Source organism: Idiomarina piscisalsi, assembly GCF_003987095.1.
Lineage (GTDB): Bacteria > Pseudomonadota > Gammaproteobacteria > Enterobacterales > Alteromonadaceae > Idiomarina > Idiomarina piscisalsi.
Map to the genome: position 1 here is coordinate 1 of NZ_PIQA01000019.1, position 18,376 is coordinate 18,376.

Here is an 18,376-nt window from a genome sequence, read left to right on the forward strand (position 1 = left end):
GGCGGTGGCGGCGGTGAAGAATTCTTATAAGGATTAAGGCTGTATGAGCGACAACCGCGACGACAATACGCATTTCAGTCACTGGGACTTGCCGGACATGACCTCGCAGGAACTGCGCGAAGGGTCCCAGGTAAATGCGTTAAACAAACCAAGACGCTGGCAATACGAGCCGCCGGAAGCGGACGATAATGACGAAGAGGAGTTGCAGCCGTTAACTGCTGAACAGCTGGAAGAAATTCGTCAGGCAGCTCGCGACGAGGGGTATCAGGAAGGTTTTGAAAACGGTCGCACAGACGGTCTCAAAAAGGGCTACGACGAAGGCTATGAAGCCGGCAAAGAAGAAGGTGTTGCAGCCGGTAAAGAGGAAGGTATAGCGGCTGGTAACGAGGTGATAGAAGAGCAACGAGCAAAACTTGAGGCATTACTGCAAAGTTTATCGACGCCTAATAAACGTATTACTGAAGCTGTCCAGGAAGAACTGATTGATATGGTTAGCGATCTGACCCGTGTCATTTGTCTGGATGCGGCTGAGCACTCGAAAGATATGATAGTCAATGCGGTGCGCGAGGCAGTATCGGTATTACCGGTCACCGATCAGCGAGTGGTTATACACTTAAACCCAGACGACATAGAGCTTATTGAGTCGGTTTACAGTGAGTCTGAGCTGAGAGAAAAAGGTTGGTTGCTGAACAAAGATGAATTACTGGAGCGCGGCGGTTGTCGTGTGACCACCGAGAGCTCGACCATTGATTACAGCTTAGAGACACGTATGGAAGATGTCTTTAACCGCGTGAAGGGGTAACCCATGAGCGAACCAGAAGCCCTTATTCATGAACTTCGTAAAAAACGCCAGCGTATTGAAAAGCCGTCGGTGGCGGTATCGGGCTATTTAACTCGCGTTGTTGGCCTAATGTTTGAAGCGGTCGGCTGTCGCGCCCCTGTCGGCTCAAGTGTCGCTGTCGAAGCGGCCAGTGGCGATATTGAAGCCGAAGTCGTGGGCTTTGAAGGTAATATTAGTTATTTAATGCCAACGGAGGACGCGTTAGGCGTGGTTCCCGGTGCTCGCGTACGCCCCTTAAGCCGGAAGAACCAACTGCCGTTAGGCATGGAGTTACTTGGACGAGTTATTGACGCCCGTGGAGAACCACTCGACGGCAAAGGCCTTATTTTTTCCGACGGTAAAACCTACCGCAGTAAACCCATGAACCCATTGAATCGCCGCCAGGTAAAACAACCACTGGATGTTGGTGTAACTGCAATTAATGCCTGCTTAACCGTCGGACAGGGTCAGCGTATGGGTCTGTTTGCAGGCAGTGGCGTCGGCAAAAGTGTGTTGCTTGGCATGATGACCCGAGGCACCAACGCTGATGTCATTGTTGTTGGCCTGATTGGTGAACGTGGGCGAGAAGTTAAAGAGTTTATTGAAGAGATACTGGGTGAAGAGGGTTTGGAAAAAGCCGTGGTTATTGCGGCACCGGCGGACCAGTCTCCCCTTATCCGTTTACGTGGTTGTGAAACGGCAGCGCAAGTCGCAGAGTATTTCCGCGACCAGGGTTTAAATGTTTTGCTGTTAATGGATTCGCTCACTCGTTATGCCATGGCCCAGCGTGAAATTGCGTTAGCCGTCGGTGAGCCGCCCGCAACCAAGGGCTATCCGCCTTCTGTATTTGCCAAATTACCGGCACTTGTTGAGCGGGCGGGCAATGGCGGCGACGGGCAAGGATCGGTCACCGCGTTCTATACCGTTCTAACCGAAGGTGATGACCTACAGGATCCGATTGCCGATTCGGCACGAGCCATTCTTGATGGGCACATCGTTTTAAACCGTGAGTTGGCTGATTCCGGTCATTATCCTGCCATCGATGTTGAAGCCTCCATTAGCCGTGTCATGCCGCAAGTGGTTTCTGAAGAGCACATGAAACAAGCTATTCAGGTGCGTCAGTGGTATTCAAATTATCGCCGCAATCGAGATCTAATTTCCATTGGTGCTTATACCCGGGGAAGCGACCCCGCCATTGATCAAGCCATCGCAATGCAGCCTAAAGTTGCGCAGTTTCTGCAGCAACCGATGAAACAAGTGGTGAGCTACGATGAGAGCTTGCTTCAGCTGAACCAGTTAATCAATCCAAACCAGCAGCAATCAGCAAGTGGTTAAGTAAATGGCAGAGTTAAGCCAACTAAAAATGCTGCTGGACTTAGAACAACAGCGTGAAGATAAGACCGCAAAAGACTTTGCTGAGGTGCAACAGCAGGTTCAGGATAACCAGATGCGACTGGACGGCATGTCAAAATACCGACTCGACTACTTGAATCAGCTACAACAGCGGGGTCAGGGCGGCATTCAGTCGATGCAGGTGAGCCAATACCATGCGTTTGTCGGCAAGCTCGATGAGGGCGTTGAACAATTGCACCACGAAGTTGTTAAGTTGCAACAGGTGCTGGCTCAGCGTAAAGAGCGGTGGTTGGCGCAGCGTCGAAAACGAGAATCTATCGAGCACCTGATTAAAGAAAAAGAAAAACGTGCGCAAAAGGTGCAAGCACGCAAAGAGCAAAAGAATTTGGACGACTTTTCCAGTCAACGCTTTATTCGGGATAAAAAAGCCTGACGCAAATAGTTGGAACGCTTCTTGCTTTATTTTGAGCAAGTCAGTTATTCAGGACATGAAACTATGCAACAGCTGCTGAATTTAACAGAATCAACGGAAAACTTTGTCCGCACCGGCGGCAAGGCGGGTGGAAAAGCTTTGGGTAAAGAGCTTTCGCTTGGCGCAGGTGAAAGCTCTGATGGTGAGTTTTCTCGCCTGATGATGCAGCAAACAGAAAAAGGCAAAGAGTTCCAGCAAGTTAAGCTGATGCCAGAGCAAGCCACGATTAAAAAAGACATTGACGGTGAAGGGCGCCGGAATGTTGGCGCTCCTGTTGAAAGTAATTTGTTCGAGTTGCTGCAGGAAATGCAGCAGCAGATGGCCGAAGTGTCCAGCGAAGAGGGAGAGGCAGAGTTATCGGCCGATGAGGTTGCTGCGGTGGTCAATATTGATGAAACGCAGCTGGAGAAAACCGGTGATATCGAGCTAAGCGACGCTGACCTTGAAGAATTACTGGCTGTGTTTGTGGATAAACTCAGTCATCAACAAGGTGACCAAAAAGAGCTTTCGGCTGAACAGCGGCAAAGTCTTGCCGAAAGTATGCTGGCAAAAATGACCGACGAGCAGAAACAGCAGTTGATGGAGCAATTAAATGCGATTGCCAAGGGCGGTGCTGATGCAGCCGATCAAAAGTTCATTGTGCAATTGCTTGAACCCGTGATGCCTAAGTCCGATGCGGATAAATTGTTGGTTGGTAAAGATAAAGCATTGTCAGAGAATATTGCTGCAGGGAAAGACACCAATAAACAGTCGGATGCCAGGCAGGTATCACATGCATTGTTGGCTGCGCTACGAGACGTTGTAACTGAGTCTAAGCAGGAGTCACAAAAAAGTTCTGATCCTGCACAGTTAATGAAACAACTGGAAGCCCAGTTAGCGGCGCTGAAAGAGAACGGCAATACGGATGCTAAGGCGCTTACGGGCAAAGAACGTGGCAAATTGGAGCAATTAATGGCAGAGCTTCGTCAGTTAATGGCAGGAGCGTCTGACAATAAAGAATCACTGACGAAAGAACAGGCGACTAAAGCAGAACAACTGATTGCCGATTTAAGACAAACACTGAAACAAAGTAGTGATAAGGCATCGGCGGTAGGAGCTTCGACTGATACGAAGTCTGGTAAAGCGGAATTTGCGATAAGCGCGACAGACTCAAACAAAGGTCCAGGTGAGTCCAGGGCCGAGCAGTTAGCGAAAGCGGATAAAAATACTAAAGCTGAGCTTGCCGCTGACGGTCAGGTAAAAGGCGACAAAGCGTTGAAACCTGATGGTGAGTTGGCGACTAAAACGGCCGAAAATGCCCAGGTGAATCAAGCGTTCAGAAACACAGTCGATGCATTGTCTGATGCTGGAGCCGCCAAAGCAATACAAGGGCAAATGGTCTCGACTGCTCAGGGGACGGTAGCCGCGTCAGAAAGCAGCCAGGCAAATACGTTGCAAGCGTTGCAAAGACCTTTAGATTTGCAGCAGACGGAAGCGTCACAAAAGCTGCAAGAGCGCATTAACATTATGATGAGTAAGAATATTCAGCGTGCTGATATTCGGCTTGACCCGCCTGAACTTGGCAACGTACAAATACGAGTGAACGTAAGTGGCGAGCAAACCACGGTGCAGTTTCAGGTACAAAATGCTCAGGCTCGGGAAGCCATTGAGTCGGCCATGCCGCGCTTACGAGAAATGATGGAGCAGCAAGGTCTGAATTTAGCGGATACTCAGGTAGGTGAGCAGGCTAGGGATGGTAGTGGTACAGGAGACGGTGAAAATGCCTCAGGATCGGAAACTGAACACTGGACGCAGGAATCTGAAATCGCCTTGCAGGATGGTCAGGTTGTGACCGATGGCCGCGTGGATTTTTACGTATAACGGTGACGTTGGAGGCCTATTCAGGCTATAGTAGCAACATAAAGACCGATATAGCGCTGACCCAAGGAAAGCAAGATGGCTGAAGAACAGAATACAGAAAACAATGCAGAGCAAGACGGCGAACAGGAAGCTAAAGGCGGCAAAAAGAAAAAGCTGATACTGTTCGGCGTTATTGGCTTGGTACTGATTTCTACAGTTGTATTGGTCCTGTGGCTCTTCGGTGGAAATTCGTCGAATGAGCAGGCGTCAGAGAGTGTGCCAGAGCAAACGAATAGAAACTTCGAGAGTGCGTCAGCCCCGGAAATAGGCAATGCGCTTTATGTTGGTATGCCGCGTCCATTTGTGTTTATTGTACCTGGAGACTCAAGAGAGCGGACGGTGCAGATAAAAGCGCAATTAATGGTACGGGGTGAGAAAAACGAAGAGTTGGCGAAAAAACATATCCCGTTGATTGAAGGCACGTTACATGAAGTGTTCTCATCATCGACGGCAGACCGATTAAAAACGGCGGAAGGCAAAGGGCAATTGCGCGAATTAGCGTTAACGGAAGTGCGAGATGCACTTCAGGAAGTGACTGGGAAGCCCGTCGTCGAACAAGTTTTATTTACCAGTTTGGTAATGCAATAAGTGAGCAACTATGGCTGTGAGCGACTTACTATCACAAGACGAAATTGACGCACTCTTACACGGCGTTGACGACGTAGAAGAAGAGGATTCGGAGGGGCAAGAAGCCTCGGCGGATGCGCTCGACTATGACTTTTCGTCGCAAGACCGAATTGTTCGTGGGCGTATGCCAACTCTCGAAATCGTTAATGAACGGTTCGCTCGTCATATGCGCGTAAGCTTATTTAATATGATGCGACGTACCGCTGAAGTGTCGATTAATGGCGTACAGATGATTAAGTTCGGTGAGTATGTGCATACACTGTTTGTTCCAACGAGTTTGAACATGGTGCGTTTTCGTCCGCTAAAGGGTACTGCGCTTATAACCATGGAAGCTCGGCTGGTCTTTATTCTGGTCGACAATTTCTTCGGTGGCGATGGCCGTTACCACGCAAAAATTGAAGGTCGGGAATTTACGCCGACAGAACGCCGTATTATTCAAATGCTGCTGAAATTGGTCTTTGAGGACTATAAAGAAGCCTGGGCCCCGGTCATGGATGTCGGCTTTGAGTATCTGGACTCAGAAGTAAACCCGGCGATGGCTAATATTGTGAGTCCGACGGAAGTTATCGTTATCAGTTCATTCCATATTGAGCTTGATGGTGGTGGTGGTGACTTCCACATAGCTTTACCTTATTCCATGCTTGAGCCTATCCGAGAGCTGTTAGACGCCGGTGTTCAGTCAGACAAAGAAGACACTGATATGCGCTGGAGTAAAGCGCTGCGTGATGAAATTATGGACGTTCCGGTTGAAATGATTGCCAAACTGGCGGAAACCGAAATGTCGTTACGGGAAGTCATGGACTTGCAAGAAGGCGATATTATTCCGCTGGAAGTACCGGATGACTTAACCGTTCTGATTGAAGATTTACCGACGTTCCATGCGAAGATGGGGCGTTCAAGAGACAATGTGGCGTTGAAAATCTCCGACAAAATTAAACGTCCGGAAACTGTCAAATCCGATATTCACATGTTGACGCGTGGTGGTCGCCGAATAGGTGGAGACGCCGAGCTTCAACAATTAGAAGAAGACATCGATTTATAATAATTGCTGCTTAGAAAGTGAGGTTGCAAAATGAGTAACGACGATAAAGATATGGATGACTGGGAAGCAGCAATGGCTGAACAGGCAGCTGCAGAAGATGAAGAGTCTTCAGAAGGCGATGCATCGGAAAGCGAAAAGCCAAGTAATGCCAGTCATTCAGGCATGGACAACGTGCAAACCGCAGAGCTGGAAGAGCTTAACGAAGATTCGCCGGTTGGTGAAGAAGAGAAGCGTAAACTGGATGCAATTCTTGATATTCCGGTCACTATTTCAATGGAAGTAGGGCGTAGCCAAATAAGCATTCGTAACTTACTTCAGCTGAATCAGGGCTCTGTTGTTGAATTAGAGCGTGTTGCTGGGGAACCCTTGGATGTTTTGGTGAACGGTACCTTGATTGCGCACGGCGAAGTGGTTGTTGTTAATGATAAATTCGGGATACGATTAACCGATGTTATTAGTCAAATTGAGCGTATTCGCAAGCTTCGTTAGTTTGCTGGCGCTGCCGGTGACGGTACTTGCCCAAACCGAGCAAAAAGCAATAGTGTCCGGTAATGATATAGGCGCCATGGTATTGGCGCTTTTTGCCGTTTTAGTGGTCATTGTTGTATTGGCGTCACTGTTAAAACGGTTTAACCTGAAATTTCAGGGCGCTTCGGGTATGAAAGTGTTAAGTAGCGTGTCCTTAGGCGCCAAAGAGCGCTTGGTCATTGTCGATGTTGGGGGCGAGAAACTGTTGTTAGGTGTTACCCAGCAGCGCATTGACTGTTTAAAAGAACTACCGTCCGATATCAACCTGGAAGGAAAACAAGAACAATGAACCGCTGGTGGTATCTCATAGTATTTACGGCGTTTTTGCTGATACCTGAGCAGGCATTCGCCTGGCAGGATCTTTCCGCGGTGACCGTCAAAACTAATCCTGACGGCACTCAGGAGTACTCAGTAACGCTGCAAATTCTCGCTATAATGACCGCGCTGACGTTTATACCGGCAATGGTCATTATGATGACGTCCTTCACCCGAATCATTATTGTTCTGGCGATACTTCGTCAGGCGATAGGCTTGCAACAGTCTCCGTCGAATCAGGTGTTATTGGGGATTGCATTGTTTTTAAGTTTTTTCATTATGTCGCCGGTGCTGAATGAAATTAATGACAAAGCTTTGCAGCCCTACATGAATGAGGAAATTCAGTCACTGGAAGCCGTTGACCGAGCAAAAGCACCGTTGAAAGCCTTTATGCTGGCGCAAACACGATTAACTGACCTGGAAACTTTTATTGATATTTCAGGTGAAGAGGGCATTGAAGCACCAGAAGACGTGCCGATGTCTATTTTGATCCCGTCTTTTATTACCTCAGAGCTAAAGACGGCCTTCCAAATTGGCTTTATGCTGTTTATTCCATTCCTAATCATCGACTTAGTGGTCGCCAGTGTTCTTATGGCCATGGGTATGATGATGTTATCGCCAATGATTGTGTCACTGCCCTTTAAGCTGATGCTATTTGTGTTAGTGGATGGCTGGAGTCTGACCATGAGTACGCTGGCCGGAAGCTTTGGGGTTTAGGAGGACCTATGTCACCAGAAATGTTTTTGGATATTTTTCAGGAAGCGCTGAAAACCATTGTGATTATGGTGGCATTCATCATTTTGCCCGGGTTGTTGGTCGGGTTAGTAGTTGCTGTTTTTCAGGCCGCAACCTCAATTAACGAACAGACCTTAAGTTTCTTACCACGTTTATTAGTGACGCTTGCTGTTGTAGGGCTCGGAGGGCATTTCCTGACTGAAACAGTGATGGACTTTACCATCGAAATGTTTAACCGGATTCCTGAAGTGGTTGGCTAATGGATCTGGTCACTTCTGTCGTTCTGGAGTGGCTAGAGCAACATCTCTGGCCGTTAACACGGGTCTCCGCCATGATAGGCAGTATGGCGCTATTTTCCGGCACCCTGGTTAACGCACGTATCAAGATCTTCCTATCGTTAGCCATCATACTGGCGGTTTCTCCTGCATTACCTGAGGTGTCAACTGGTGTTGAAATGACATCAGTGGGTGGTTTTTTAGTGACCGCACAACAAGTGGTTATTGGTGTAGCCTTGGGGCTGGTCTCGCTGCTTTTCCTGCAAATATTCGTGCTTGGCGGCCAGGTTATTGCGATGCAGATTGGTCTAGGTTTTGCCTCGATGGTGGATCCAACCAATGGTCAGCAAGTACCGGTTATTGCACAATTTTTCTTGATGCTTGCGAGCTTGGTTTTTCTGGCTTTCGATGGTCATTTACTGATGATTCACATGATCATGGCCAGCTTCGATGCTATTCCAGTCGGTATGACAGGGTTGGATGCGGACGCATTTATGGCAATAGCGGAATATGGTTCCGTTATGTTTTCAGCGGCCTTAGCCGCGATGCTTTCAGGCGTTATTGCTATTTTGTTGATTAACTTAAGTTTCGGCGTAATGACACGAGCGGCGCCGCAGCTTAATATTTTCGCCATAGGCTTTCCAATTACTATGGTAAGTGGCTTAGTTGTATTATGGCTCACCATGGGCGGCTTTATTTTCCATTTTGAAAACCAATGGCAACGTGCAATTGAAGTGATGTGCACAGTTATTGGCTCTCAGTGTAGCTAGACTCCGGGATAAGGTAGAGAGTAATGGCAGAGACTGATCAGGAACGCACAGAAGACCCCACGGAGCGACGAAAACAGCAGGCCCGCGAGAAGGGCCAGGTTGCGCGCTCCAAAGAAATGGGTACGGCGTTTGTACTGGTGAGCGCCGCTATTGCTTTTATGTGGTTTGGTGACTGGCTTTACGAAGGAGCCCGTAATGTTTTTCAAACCATGTTTACCATCGACCGTCAGCAGGCCTTTGATACCACCAAAATTTACGAAGCCTTTGGTATTGCCTTCGGTTTTATCATGTGGCCGGTACTGATTATTTTCGCTTTCGTGTTAGTGGCAACCTTTTTCGGGAACAGCTGGTTGGGTGGTATCTCCTTCTCGACCAAAGCTATGGCGCCTAAGTTCAGTCGCATGAACCCCCTTAACGGTTTTAAGCGCATGTTTGGTATTCAGGCATTGGTAGAGCTTGTTAAAGCGATAGCTAAGTTCTCAGTCGTTGCCGTTTCGGCATTCTTCTTATTGAAGTGGCAGTTTGTCGACATTCTCCAAATGTCGATGGGCCAAATGCCGAACATGATGGCCCACGCTTTGGATATCTTGCTGTGGATGTTCTTATTACTGTGTTGCTCAATCTTTTTGATTGTGGTGATTGACGCTCCTTTCCAGTTGTGGAAACACAACAAAGATTTACGTATGACCAAGCAGGAAGTGAAAGACGAACATAAAGACACAGAGGGGAGCCCGGAAGTCAAAGGCCGTATTCGTCGCTTGCAAATGGAAATGGCGAATCGTCGCATGATGCAGGAAGTGCCTAAAGCAGACGTAGTGGTAACCAACCCGACGCATTATGCGGTGGCGTTAAAATATGAAGATGGTGGCTCACAAGCGCCTGTGCTATTAGCGAAAGGTACCGACGAGACGGCAGCGAAAATTCGTGAAATTGCTTTAGAGTATGATATTCCATTAGTGCAGTCGCCCGCATTGGCGCGTTCTGTTTACCACACTACGGAGCTGGAGAAAGAAATTCCGCAGGGGCTGTTTGTTGCTGTCGCACAAATTCTTGCCTATGTGTATCAGTTGCGCCTGTTTAAGCAAGGTCAGGCGAAACGTCCGAAAAAGCCTGACAGCGAGTCACCAATTCCTGAAGATTTGCGCTACTAACAGCGCTGCTATATCATTCGCCACCATTCGTGCCGATGTCGGCAGTGGTTAAATTGGAAGCAGTTATGGCTGAACTTAATTTGTGCCTGGCGCAACTGGACTTTACCGTTGGCGCAATTCACAACAATACCGCATTAATTTTAAAAACCATTCGTGAGCAGGGTCAGCAACACGACATTATCGTGTTCCCGGAGTTGGCCATTACGGGGTACCCGCCAGAAGACTTACTGTTACGAAACGATTTAAGTCAGGCTGTCGACAACGCCGTGGAGCAAATTAGCGCTGCAGCGTCTGACTGTGTGGTTATTGTCGGACACCCACAGCATGTTGGTGGCGAGCTTTTTAATGCCATGTCGGTGCTGCATCGCGGTGAATGCTTATTACGTTATTTCAAGCAGCGCTTACCTAATCATGGAGTGTTTGACGAGCAGCGTTACTTTATTCCGGGTCATGAAAGTCAGGTGTTTGAGTGGCACGGCGTCCGCATTGGTCTACAAATATGTGAAGATTTGTGGCATCCCGAGCCATTACAACGATTGGCTGAAGACGATATTGATTTTGTCTTATCGATAAATGCGTCGCCTTATGAGCTGAATAAGCATGAGCAACGTTTGGGTGTATTGAGACAACGCGTATCGGAGTCGTCTAAGCCCATTGTGTACTTGAATAACTGTGGTGGACAAGACGAGCTGGTTTTCGATGGACATTCTCTTGTGATGGATGACGATGGTCAATTGCTGGCCGAGCTGCCGCATTGTCAGACAACGTTAACAAGTTTGAGTTATAAAAACGGGAAACTTCATTGTGAGACCTGTCCTCCACGTGAGTCGCAAAATGACTTAGCCAATGTGTATGACGCTCTGGTTTTAGCAGTTAGAGATTATGTCACGAAAAATGGATTCCCAGGTGTCGTGTTAGGCTTGTCTGGCGGTATTGATTCGGCATTAACCCTGGCTATAGCTGTTGATGCGTTGGGTGCCGATAAAGTGCAGGCCGTTATGATGCCTTTCAGGTATACCTCGGACATGAGTCTTGAAGACGCTGAAAAGCAGGCGAATACGCTTGGCGTTCAATATGACTCAGTGCCGATTGAGCCAATGTTCGATCAGTTCATGCAGCAATTAACGCCGCTTTTTAAAGGCGCGGAAACCGATACAACGGAAGAAAACTTACAATCACGTTGTCGTGGTGTACTGCTTATGGCGCTGTCGAATAAAACCGGGTCGTTGGTGCTGACGACGGGTAATAAAAGTGAAATGGCTGTGGGTTATGCAACGCTTTATGGCGATATGTGCGGAGGCTTTGCGCCGATAAAGGATGTGCCTAAATTGTTGGTGTATCAGTTGGCTGAATATCGAAACACATTAGGCGACTGTATTCCTCAGCGAGTGATAGATCGCCCGCCTTCAGCGGAGTTAGCGCCGGACCAAGTCGATTCAGACTCGCTGCCCGACTATGGCGATTTAGACCGAATTCTGGCATTGTATATAGAAAGAGACTGGTCAGTAACGGATATTGTTGCTGCAGGGTTTAGCGAAGAAGATGTTCGCCGGGTAGTTCGATTGGTCGACCTGAACGAATACAAACGTCGTCAGTCGGCAGTTGGTCCGAAAGTGACACCAAGAAACTTCGGTAAAGATCGCCGTTATCCTATTACCAGTCATTATCGCTATGAATTGCAACGACAAGGGCAATAGGGAAGCGTTATGAAAAAAGTTGAAGCCATTATAAAACCTTTCAAGCTTGATGATGTGAGAGAAGCATTGTCAGAAGTCGGTATTGCCGGCATGACTGTATCTGAGGTTAAAGGCTTCGGTCGTCAGAAAGGTCATACTGAGCTGTATCGTGGTGCAGAGTATATGGTCGACTTTTTGCCAAAGGTAAAATTAGAAGTAGTCGTTGGCGATGATGATGTTGAGCGTTGTATTGAAGCTATTATGGAAACCGCTCAAACAGGAAAAATTGGCGACGGGAAAATATTTATTACCGATATTGAACGAGTCATTCGCATTCGAACCGGTGAGGAAAATGAAGACGCGGTTTAAACAACCGCGCCTTTATCATTAATTGCTGACTAACTGGTTTTCCGGAAAGTTTGCTCTTAACACTTTCAAAGCGTCTTCGCGTAACTCTGGTAAATCTAACTGATCGTAACTTTCTACCATCATCGCTAAAGCGTTTTCCACTTCTGGCGTATCAGAAAAGTGCTCCAGAATGTAACGTCCTCGGTTAGCTGCGGCTAAATAAGCTTGGCGATCCATATAATACTGAGCAACAGCTAATTCTTTTTTCGCCAGACGACTTTTTATAGCGACTAACCGCTTTTTTGCATCGGCCGCATATTCACTGTCCGGGTATTTGCGAACTAATTCTGCAAAATCTTTAAACGCTTCTTCTGACATTGAAGAATCGCGATCGGAGCGATCCACACCAAATACCGCATGAATGCCGTTGTGCTCAGCGCGTTGGTTGACCAAGCCTCGCATATACATGGCGTAATCAATGTCTTTATGATTCGGATTAAGGCTAATAAAGCGATCAATCGCTGCTAGTGCTTCTTCTGTGTTATCTAACTTATAGTGCAAGTAAATAAGGTCGAGTTGCACCTGGTGCGCGTAAGGACCAAACGGGAAGCGTCGGTTCAGATTCGACAGCTGCTCTTGAGCTAAATTGAAGTTACCTGCCGCCATACTTTCACGAGCTTGCTCGTAAAGTGACTCAATTTGGGTTTTAGCAACTTGTTGTTCTTCGTCAGGTTGGCTCGAACAACCAACAGCCATAAAGCAAAGAGCTGTGGATAATACAATGTGTCGGCCGAGTTGTTTACTTAACATATTTAGCAGTATTCCCTATATTTTTTTGGCGCTGCACGGGCAAACCGTTACACTAGCATATTCTTGCATTCTAACGCAGCCTTTAAGGCTTTGACAGTCGAAACCGAATATATGAATAAACGTATTGAATTAGAAGCTATTGTTCCTGAGTCATTAACAGGAAAACGATTAGACCAGGCACTTGCTGAGTTGTTCCCTGATTATTCGCGCTCTCGTTTAAAAGGGTGGATAACGGAGGAGAAGGTTTCGGTTGATGCCGAGGTCGTGAAAAAGCCCCGCGAGAAAGTCGAGACCGGCATGTTAGTGGCCGTGGATGCTGAAATTGAAAGTGAAGAGCGTCACGTTCCGCAGCCGGTGGAACTGGATATTGTCTATCAGGATGATGACATCTTGGTGATTAATAAGCCGGCTGGTCTAGTTGTTCATCCGGGGGCTGGAGCGCCGGATAGAACGCTATTGAATGGTTTGCTGCACTATGATCCACAACTCGACTTGGTACCACGAGCCGGTATCATTCACCGCTTGGATAAAGATACAACCGGGTTGATGGTGGTTGCGCGTACTGTGCCTGCGCAGACACAATTAGTGTCGATGATGCAGGCACGTGAAATTACACGCGAGTATGAGGCTGTGTGTAATGGCGTTATGACCGCAGGCGGAATGGTCGACGAGCCTATTGGCCGGCACCCAACGAAACGAACGCACATGGCCGTGGTTCAGTCCGGAAAGCCCGCAGTGACTCATTATCGAGTGTTGGATCGTTACCGAGCCCACACCCTGTTGCGCTTGCGTCTGGAATCAGGACGAACGCATCAAATTCGTGTGCACATGGCACATATACGACATCCGCTGGTTGGCGATTTAACCTATGGAGGCCGTCCGCGTCCGCCGAAACAAGCCGATGATCAATTTTTACAAACTTTGAGAAACTTTAATCGACAAGCTTTGCACGCCGCTTCTCTGGGGTTACATCATCCCATTACGGGTGAATGGCTTGAGTTCCACGTTGACCGTCCGGACGATTTTGAGCACTTAATTGAAGAGTTGAAGCGTGACGCAAAACGTTTTTCATCCTAATTGGACGCTGCCTGACAATGTCGGTGTTGCAATTACAACAAGGGCGTTTGGCAACCTAGCGGTTCATGTGGGCGATGATCCTGCTGCTGTGCTGTTGAGACGACGGCGTCTGGAAAGGGAATTATCGCTACCTCATTCCGTGGTGTGGTTGCAGCAACAACATACGAGCAATGTATTGTCATGGCCTTTTAAAACAAGCATAGCGGATGCTGCTTATAGTTCTCAGCCCGGCAGTGTATGCGCGGTGTTGACCGCAGACTGTTTACCTATACTTATTTGTTCATCTGAGGGCAAAGAAATAGCGGCAATTCATGCTGGATGGCGAGGTTTGGCAGATGGCGTGTTGGAAAACGCGTTAGCAAAGTTCTCTGTAGACCCAACGGGCTTAAGTGTTTGGATAGGTCCAGCGATTGGCCCAGATGCGTTTGAAGTTGGTCAGGAAGTTTTCGATGCGTTTGTCTCGATTAACTCTGACGCAAAACCGTTTTTCAAGGCGTCTGGAGCAAAATGGTTAGCGGACTTGCCCGGTATCGCGGAAATGATTTGCCGCCAGTTTGGTATTACTGCTATTACTCAGAGCTATGAATGCACTGTGACCCACTCTGAATTATGGTACTCCTGGCGTAAGGAAAAAGCCGCAGCCCGATTTGCGTCAATTATTTGGCGAAAATAACGGCTAAAAACTTGAAAACGCCCAAAAAGTACCCACATTTAAATCAACGAAAGATTTAAGTGAGGTAGTACCATGAGACACGATAAATTCACCAGTAAATTCCAAATGGCGATTGCCGATGCGCAATCTATAGCGCTGGGTCGTGATCACCAATTTATTGAGCCTGTGCACTTAATGCAGGCATTGCTAGACCAGAATGGCGGCTCAGTCCGTCCATTATTTACGATGTTGGGTATCGATATCCCACAATTCAGAGCTAGCTTGTCCAAAGCCTTGGATGCGTTGCCGCAAGTGGAAGGTACCGGTGGGGACGTCCAGCTTTCTCAGGCGACTGCACAGTTACTCAATTTGTGCGACAAATACGCACAGAAGCGTAATGATTCTTATATTTCTTCTGAACTCTTTTTGCTAGCCGCAACGGAAGACAAGGGCAAGTTGGGTGAAATATTTAAAGCGCAGGGCATAAAGCGAGATGCGCTGGAAAAAGCGATTAATGATATTCGAGATGGTCAAAAAGTAGATGATCCGAACGCTGAAGAGCAACGCCAGGCTCTCGATAAATATACGATTGATTTAACAGAGCGCGCTGAACAAGGGAAGCTCGATCCCGTTATTGGTCGTGACGAAGAAATCCGCCGGACTATCCAGGTGTTGCAGCGTCGTACTAAAAACAATCCGGTTCTTATTGGTGAGCCGGGGGTGGGTAAAACCGCGATTGTTGAAGGCTTAGCGCAGCGAATTGTTAACGGAGAAGTGCCTGAAGGATTGAAACACAAACGTGTATTATCACTGGATTTAGGTTCTCTTTTAGCGGGGGCAAAGTTCCGCGGTGAATTTGAAGAACGACTCAAAGCGGTTCTTAATGAGCTGTCGAAAGAGGAAGGCCGAATCATCCTCTTTATTGATGAGCTGCATACTATGGTCGGTGCCGGTAAAGCTGAGGGGGCTATGGACGCAGGCAACATGCTGAAACCAGCGCTTGCTCGTGGCGAACTTCATTGCGTTGGTGCAACAACATTAGACGAATACCGCCAATACATTGAGAAAGACGCTGCTTTAGAACGCCGTTTCCAGAAAGTCTTGGTCGATGAACCAACCGTAGAAGACACCATTGCGATTTTGCGGGGTTTGAAAGAGCGTTATGAGCTGCATCATTCGGTAGAAATCACTGACCCTGCAATCGTTGCAGCAGCGTCTTTGTCGCACCGTTACATCAGTGATCGCAAGCTACCCGATAAAGCCATTGATTTAATTGACGAAGCCGCATCGAGTATTCGTATGCAGATCGACTCTAAACCGGAAGATTTGGATCGACTAGAGCGACGGATTATTCAGCTTAAGCTGGAGCGTCAGGCGCTGCAGAAAGAAAAAGACGATGCCAGTAAAAAGCGTTTGGAAACCTTGCATGAAGAGTTAGACGACCAAGAGCGTAAATACAAAGAGTTAGAGGAAGTCTGGAATACTGAAAAAGCGGCTGTGCAGGGCACCCAGCATATCAAGGCGCAACTTGAGCAAGCGCGCACCGACATGGATATTGCCCGCCGCGCGGGGGACTTGAATCGTATGTCTGAACTTCAGTATGGCCGAATTCCGGAATTAGAACGTCAGCTCGACTTAGCTTTGCAAGCTGAAATGCAGGACATGAGTTTGCTTAAAAACCGTGTAACTGACGAAGAAATTGCTGATGTGCTCTCCCGCTGGACGGGCATACCGGTTGCAAGAATGCTGGAGGGTGAGCGTGAAAAACTCATTCATATGGAAGAAAACTTGCACAATAGAGTGGTTGGGCAGAATGAGGCGGTTGAAGCGGTAGCAAACGCTATTCGTCGGTCTCGCGCTGGTTTGGGCGATCCAAACAGGCCTATTGGCTCATTTTTATTCCTGGGTCCAACAGGCGTCGGTAAAACTGAGCTTTCGAAAGCATTGGCGAACTTTATGTTCGATACGGACGACGCGATGGTTCGCATCGACATGTCTGAGTTTATGGAAAAGCACTCTGTCGCTCGTTTGGTTGGTGCACCTCCGGGTTATGTGGGTTATGAAGAAGGCGGCTATTTGACTGAAGCGGTTCGCCGCAAGCCATATTCGGTTATTTTGCTTGACGAAGTAGAGAAAGCGCACCCTGATGTATTTAATATACTACTGCAAGTGTTGGACGATGGCCGCTTAACTGACGGACAAGGTCGCACTGTCGACTTTAAAAACACCGTTATTATTATGACATCTAACTTGGGGTCTGATCTCATACAAGAGCATGCAAAAGAGCATACGTACGAACAAATGAAAGCGGAAGTCATGGAAGTCTTGGGTCGTCACTTCAGACCTGAGTTTATTAACCGAGTCGATGACACCGTTGTGTTCCACCCATTAGGTGAACATGAAATTCGTTCAATTGCTCAATTCCAGTTGCAACTGTTGTTTAAACGTCTGGAAGAGAAAGACTTTGAAATAGAGGTGGATGATGACGCTTTAGCGCACCTGGCTCGTACAGGCTTCGATCCTGTTTTTGGGGCACGCCCTCTGAAACGAGCGATTCAACACGAACTTGAGAATCCTTTGGCGCAGAAAATCTTGTCGGGAGAGATTCAGCCTGCTAAACCAATAAAAGTCAGTGTTGAAAATGAAGCTTTAGTAATTAGTCAGTAAAGTCGCTAACAAGGCTTTGGGATTTCCTACCCGAAGCCTTGTTGTGATAACCTGATCACTTTCTATTAATAACTAAGAGTGTTTCTGCATGAGTAACGATAGTTCAAATACTAACGGCAAAAGCCGGGGTATTTACTTACTGCCAAACCTATTCACAACGGCAGGTCTGTTTTCTGGGTTCTATGCCATTGTTGCCTCTATGAATGAGCGCTTCGTTGAAGCGGCTGTTGCGATTTTTATCGCCATGATTTTTGATGGGCTTGATGGACGTGTCGCGAGAATGACCAATACCGAAAGTGACTTTGGCGCTGAATTTGACAGCATGGCGGATATCGTTTCTTTTGGTATGGCTCCAGCTTTGGTTATGTATAATTACGCGCTTGCAGACTTAGGAAAGCTGGGGTGGTTGGCCGCATTCATCTTTGTTGCTGGTGGCGCTTTACGCTTGGCACGCTTTAATACGAATTTAGGAAGCTCGGATAAACGTTACTTTCAGGGACTCGCAATTCCAAGCGCTGCGGCAATTGTATCCGGTTTGGTTTGGGTAGGCTCAGAGTATGGTATTGAAGGCGCTGATATCGGTGGAATTGCCGCAGTTATTACTATTTGTGCAGGCTTATTAATGGTGACCAACTTCCGTTACCATTCGTTCAAAGATGTAGACTGGAAAGGTAAGGTATCTTTCTTAGTGATACTGGTCATCGTGTTGGCTTTTGTTGTGGTTGCAACACAGCCTTCGTTAGTGCTCTTCTCTATCTTCTTCCTTTACGCTTTGTCAGGGCCGATATTCACGATTAAAAATGTGAAAAAACTGAAGTTAGAGCACGTTGTCGGTGATGACGACGATGATGATGCCGACTTTAATCAGGACGGTGATACAGATAAGAAAGCAGCGAAAGAAGAGAAAAAGGACGATTAAACCATCAAATTGATTACGATCTGACCGAACGATCATTTATTCCAAAAAAAGATCTTGAAAGGTCCAAAAAGATCTCTATAATTCGCCGCCGTTGTCACGAGATACTCACTGAGTTGAGTCGGATAACGGCGGTTGAGTCAACCGGGCAAAAAGTCCAGAAAAAGAGGTTGACGAAATCATCGGGAAGTGTAGAATACGCCTCCCTGCTTCGTAAGAAGCAACGCTCTTTAAAAATTATAT

At 47.4% G+C, this 18,376-nt stretch carries 19 protein-coding genes; 18 read left to right on the forward strand and 1 reads right to left on the reverse strand.

Annotated features, from left to right (window positions below; all coding sequences use genetic code 11):
• Nucleotides 1-43 precede the first annotated feature (43 nt).
• From fliH to glnB, 14 genes are all read left to right on the forward strand, one after another.
• Entirely contained in the window at nucleotides 44-802 is a 759-nt protein-coding gene (gene fliH / locus CWI73_RS12230; RefSeq protein WP_126753043.1) for a flagellar assembly protein FliH, read from the forward strand.
• A 3-nt stretch (nucleotides 803-805) separates the two neighbouring features.
• Nucleotides 806-2,155 (forward strand): flagellar protein export ATPase FliI, encoded by a 1,350-nt coding sequence (fliI, locus tag CWI73_RS12235; RefSeq protein ID WP_126753044.1) that lies wholly within the window; start codon nucleotides 806-808, stop codon nucleotides 2,153-2,155.
• A 4-nt stretch (nucleotides 2,156-2,159) separates the two neighbouring features.
• Nucleotides 2,160-2,606 carry a flagellar export protein FliJ gene (gene fliJ, locus CWI73_RS12240; RefSeq protein ID WP_053954028.1) on the forward strand — a complete coding sequence of 149 codons (447 nt, stop codon included), beginning with the start codon at nucleotides 2,160-2,162 and terminating at the stop codon, nucleotides 2,604-2,606.
• A gap of 63 nt (nucleotides 2,607-2,669) precedes the next feature.
• Nucleotides 2,670-4,505 (forward strand): flagellar hook-length control protein FliK, encoded by a 1,836-nt coding sequence (locus tag CWI73_RS12245; protein ID WP_126753045.1) that lies wholly within the window; start codon nucleotides 2,670-2,672, stop codon nucleotides 4,503-4,505.
• 75 nt (nucleotides 4,506-4,580) lie between these two features.
• Entirely contained in the window at nucleotides 4,581-5,132 is a 552-nt protein-coding gene (gene fliL, locus CWI73_RS12250; RefSeq protein ID WP_126753046.1) for a flagellar basal body-associated protein FliL, read from the forward strand.
• A gap of 16 nt (nucleotides 5,133-5,148) precedes the next feature.
• On the forward strand, nucleotides 5,149-6,213 hold the full coding sequence (gene fliM, locus CWI73_RS12255; RefSeq protein WP_126753055.1) for a flagellar motor switch protein FliM: 1,065 nt from the start codon (nucleotides 5,149-5,151) through the stop codon (nucleotides 6,211-6,213).
• 30 nt (nucleotides 6,214-6,243) lie between these two features.
• Nucleotides 6,244-6,702 (forward strand): flagellar motor switch protein FliN, encoded by a 459-nt coding sequence (gene fliN / locus CWI73_RS12260; protein WP_126753047.1) that lies wholly within the window; start codon nucleotides 6,244-6,246, stop codon nucleotides 6,700-6,702.
• Nucleotides 6,703-6,718: 16 nt separating this feature from the next.
• Nucleotides 6,719-7,030, forward strand: a complete 312-nt coding sequence (gene fliO, locus CWI73_RS12265) for a flagellar biosynthetic protein FliO (RefSeq protein WP_241968904.1) — start codon at nucleotides 6,719-6,721, stop codon at nucleotides 7,028-7,030.
• Nucleotides 7,027-7,773 (forward strand): flagellar type III secretion system pore protein FliP, encoded by a 747-nt coding sequence (fliP, locus tag CWI73_RS12270; RefSeq protein WP_126753048.1) that lies wholly within the window; start codon nucleotides 7,027-7,029, stop codon nucleotides 7,771-7,773. Before fliO ends, fliP begins: the two co-directional genes overlap by 4 nt.
• An 8-nt stretch (nucleotides 7,774-7,781) precedes the next feature.
• Complete coding sequence (fliQ, locus tag CWI73_RS12275; protein WP_088768712.1) at nucleotides 7,782-8,051, forward strand: flagellar biosynthesis protein FliQ; 270 nt, start codon at nucleotides 7,782-7,784, stop codon at nucleotides 8,049-8,051.
• Nucleotides 8,051-8,836 (forward strand): flagellar biosynthetic protein FliR, encoded by a 786-nt coding sequence (gene fliR, locus CWI73_RS12280; RefSeq protein ID WP_126753049.1) that lies wholly within the window; start codon nucleotides 8,051-8,053, stop codon nucleotides 8,834-8,836. Before fliQ ends, fliR begins: the two co-directional genes overlap by 1 nt.
• A gap of 23 nt (nucleotides 8,837-8,859) precedes the next feature.
• The gene (gene flhB, locus CWI73_RS12285) at nucleotides 8,860-9,987 is read left to right on the forward strand and encodes a flagellar biosynthesis protein FlhB (RefSeq protein ID WP_088768710.1); all 1,128 of its coding nucleotides are present in this window, start codon (nucleotides 8,860-8,862) and stop codon (nucleotides 9,985-9,987) included.
• 65 nt (nucleotides 9,988-10,052) lie between these two features.
• Nucleotides 10,053-11,684: an NAD+ synthase gene (locus CWI73_RS12290; protein WP_126753050.1), complete on the forward strand. Its 1,632-nt coding sequence runs from the start codon at nucleotides 10,053-10,055 to the stop codon at nucleotides 11,682-11,684.
• A gap of 9 nt (nucleotides 11,685-11,693) precedes the next feature.
• Nucleotides 11,694-12,032 carry a nitrogen regulatory protein P-II gene (gene glnB, locus CWI73_RS12295; protein WP_053954019.1) on the forward strand — a complete coding sequence of 113 codons (339 nt, stop codon included), beginning with the start codon at nucleotides 11,694-11,696 and terminating at the stop codon, nucleotides 12,030-12,032.
• Between the two features lie 18 nt (nucleotides 12,033-12,050).
• Here the strand turns inward: glnB and CWI73_RS12300 are convergent, their stop codons facing one another.
• Nucleotides 12,051-12,821 carry an outer membrane protein assembly factor BamD gene (locus CWI73_RS12300; protein ID WP_126753051.1) on the reverse strand — a complete coding sequence of 257 codons (771 nt, stop codon included), beginning with the start codon at nucleotides 12,819-12,821 and terminating at the stop codon, nucleotides 12,051-12,053.
• A 111-nt stretch (nucleotides 12,822-12,932) separates the two neighbouring features.
• Between CWI73_RS12300 and rluD the strand changes: the two genes are divergently transcribed.
• The 4 genes from rluD to pssA all read left to right on the forward strand — a co-directional run bounded on the left by rluD (nucleotide 12,933) and on the right by pssA (nucleotide 18,136).
• Nucleotides 12,933-13,898 (forward strand): 23S rRNA pseudouridine(1911/1915/1917) synthase RluD, encoded by a 966-nt coding sequence (gene rluD, locus CWI73_RS12305; RefSeq protein ID WP_126753052.1) that lies wholly within the window; start codon nucleotides 12,933-12,935, stop codon nucleotides 13,896-13,898.
• Nucleotides 13,873-14,571 carry a peptidoglycan editing factor PgeF gene (gene pgeF / locus CWI73_RS12310; RefSeq protein ID WP_126753053.1) on the forward strand — a complete coding sequence of 233 codons (699 nt, stop codon included), beginning with the start codon at nucleotides 13,873-13,875 and terminating at the stop codon, nucleotides 14,569-14,571. The genes rluD and pgeF overlap by 26 nt, the downstream gene beginning before the upstream one ends.
• Nucleotides 14,572-14,643: 72 nt before the next feature.
• A complete protein-coding gene (gene clpB / locus CWI73_RS12315; protein ID WP_126753054.1) occupies nucleotides 14,644-17,217 on the forward strand; it encodes an ATP-dependent chaperone ClpB in 2,574 nt (857 codons plus the stop codon).
• Nucleotides 17,218-17,305: 88 nt separating this feature from the next.
• Entirely contained in the window at nucleotides 17,306-18,136 is an 831-nt protein-coding gene (gene pssA / locus CWI73_RS12320) for a CDP-diacylglycerol--serine O-phosphatidyltransferase (protein ID WP_088768706.1), read from the forward strand.
• Nucleotides 18,137-18,376 lie beyond the last annotated feature (240 nt).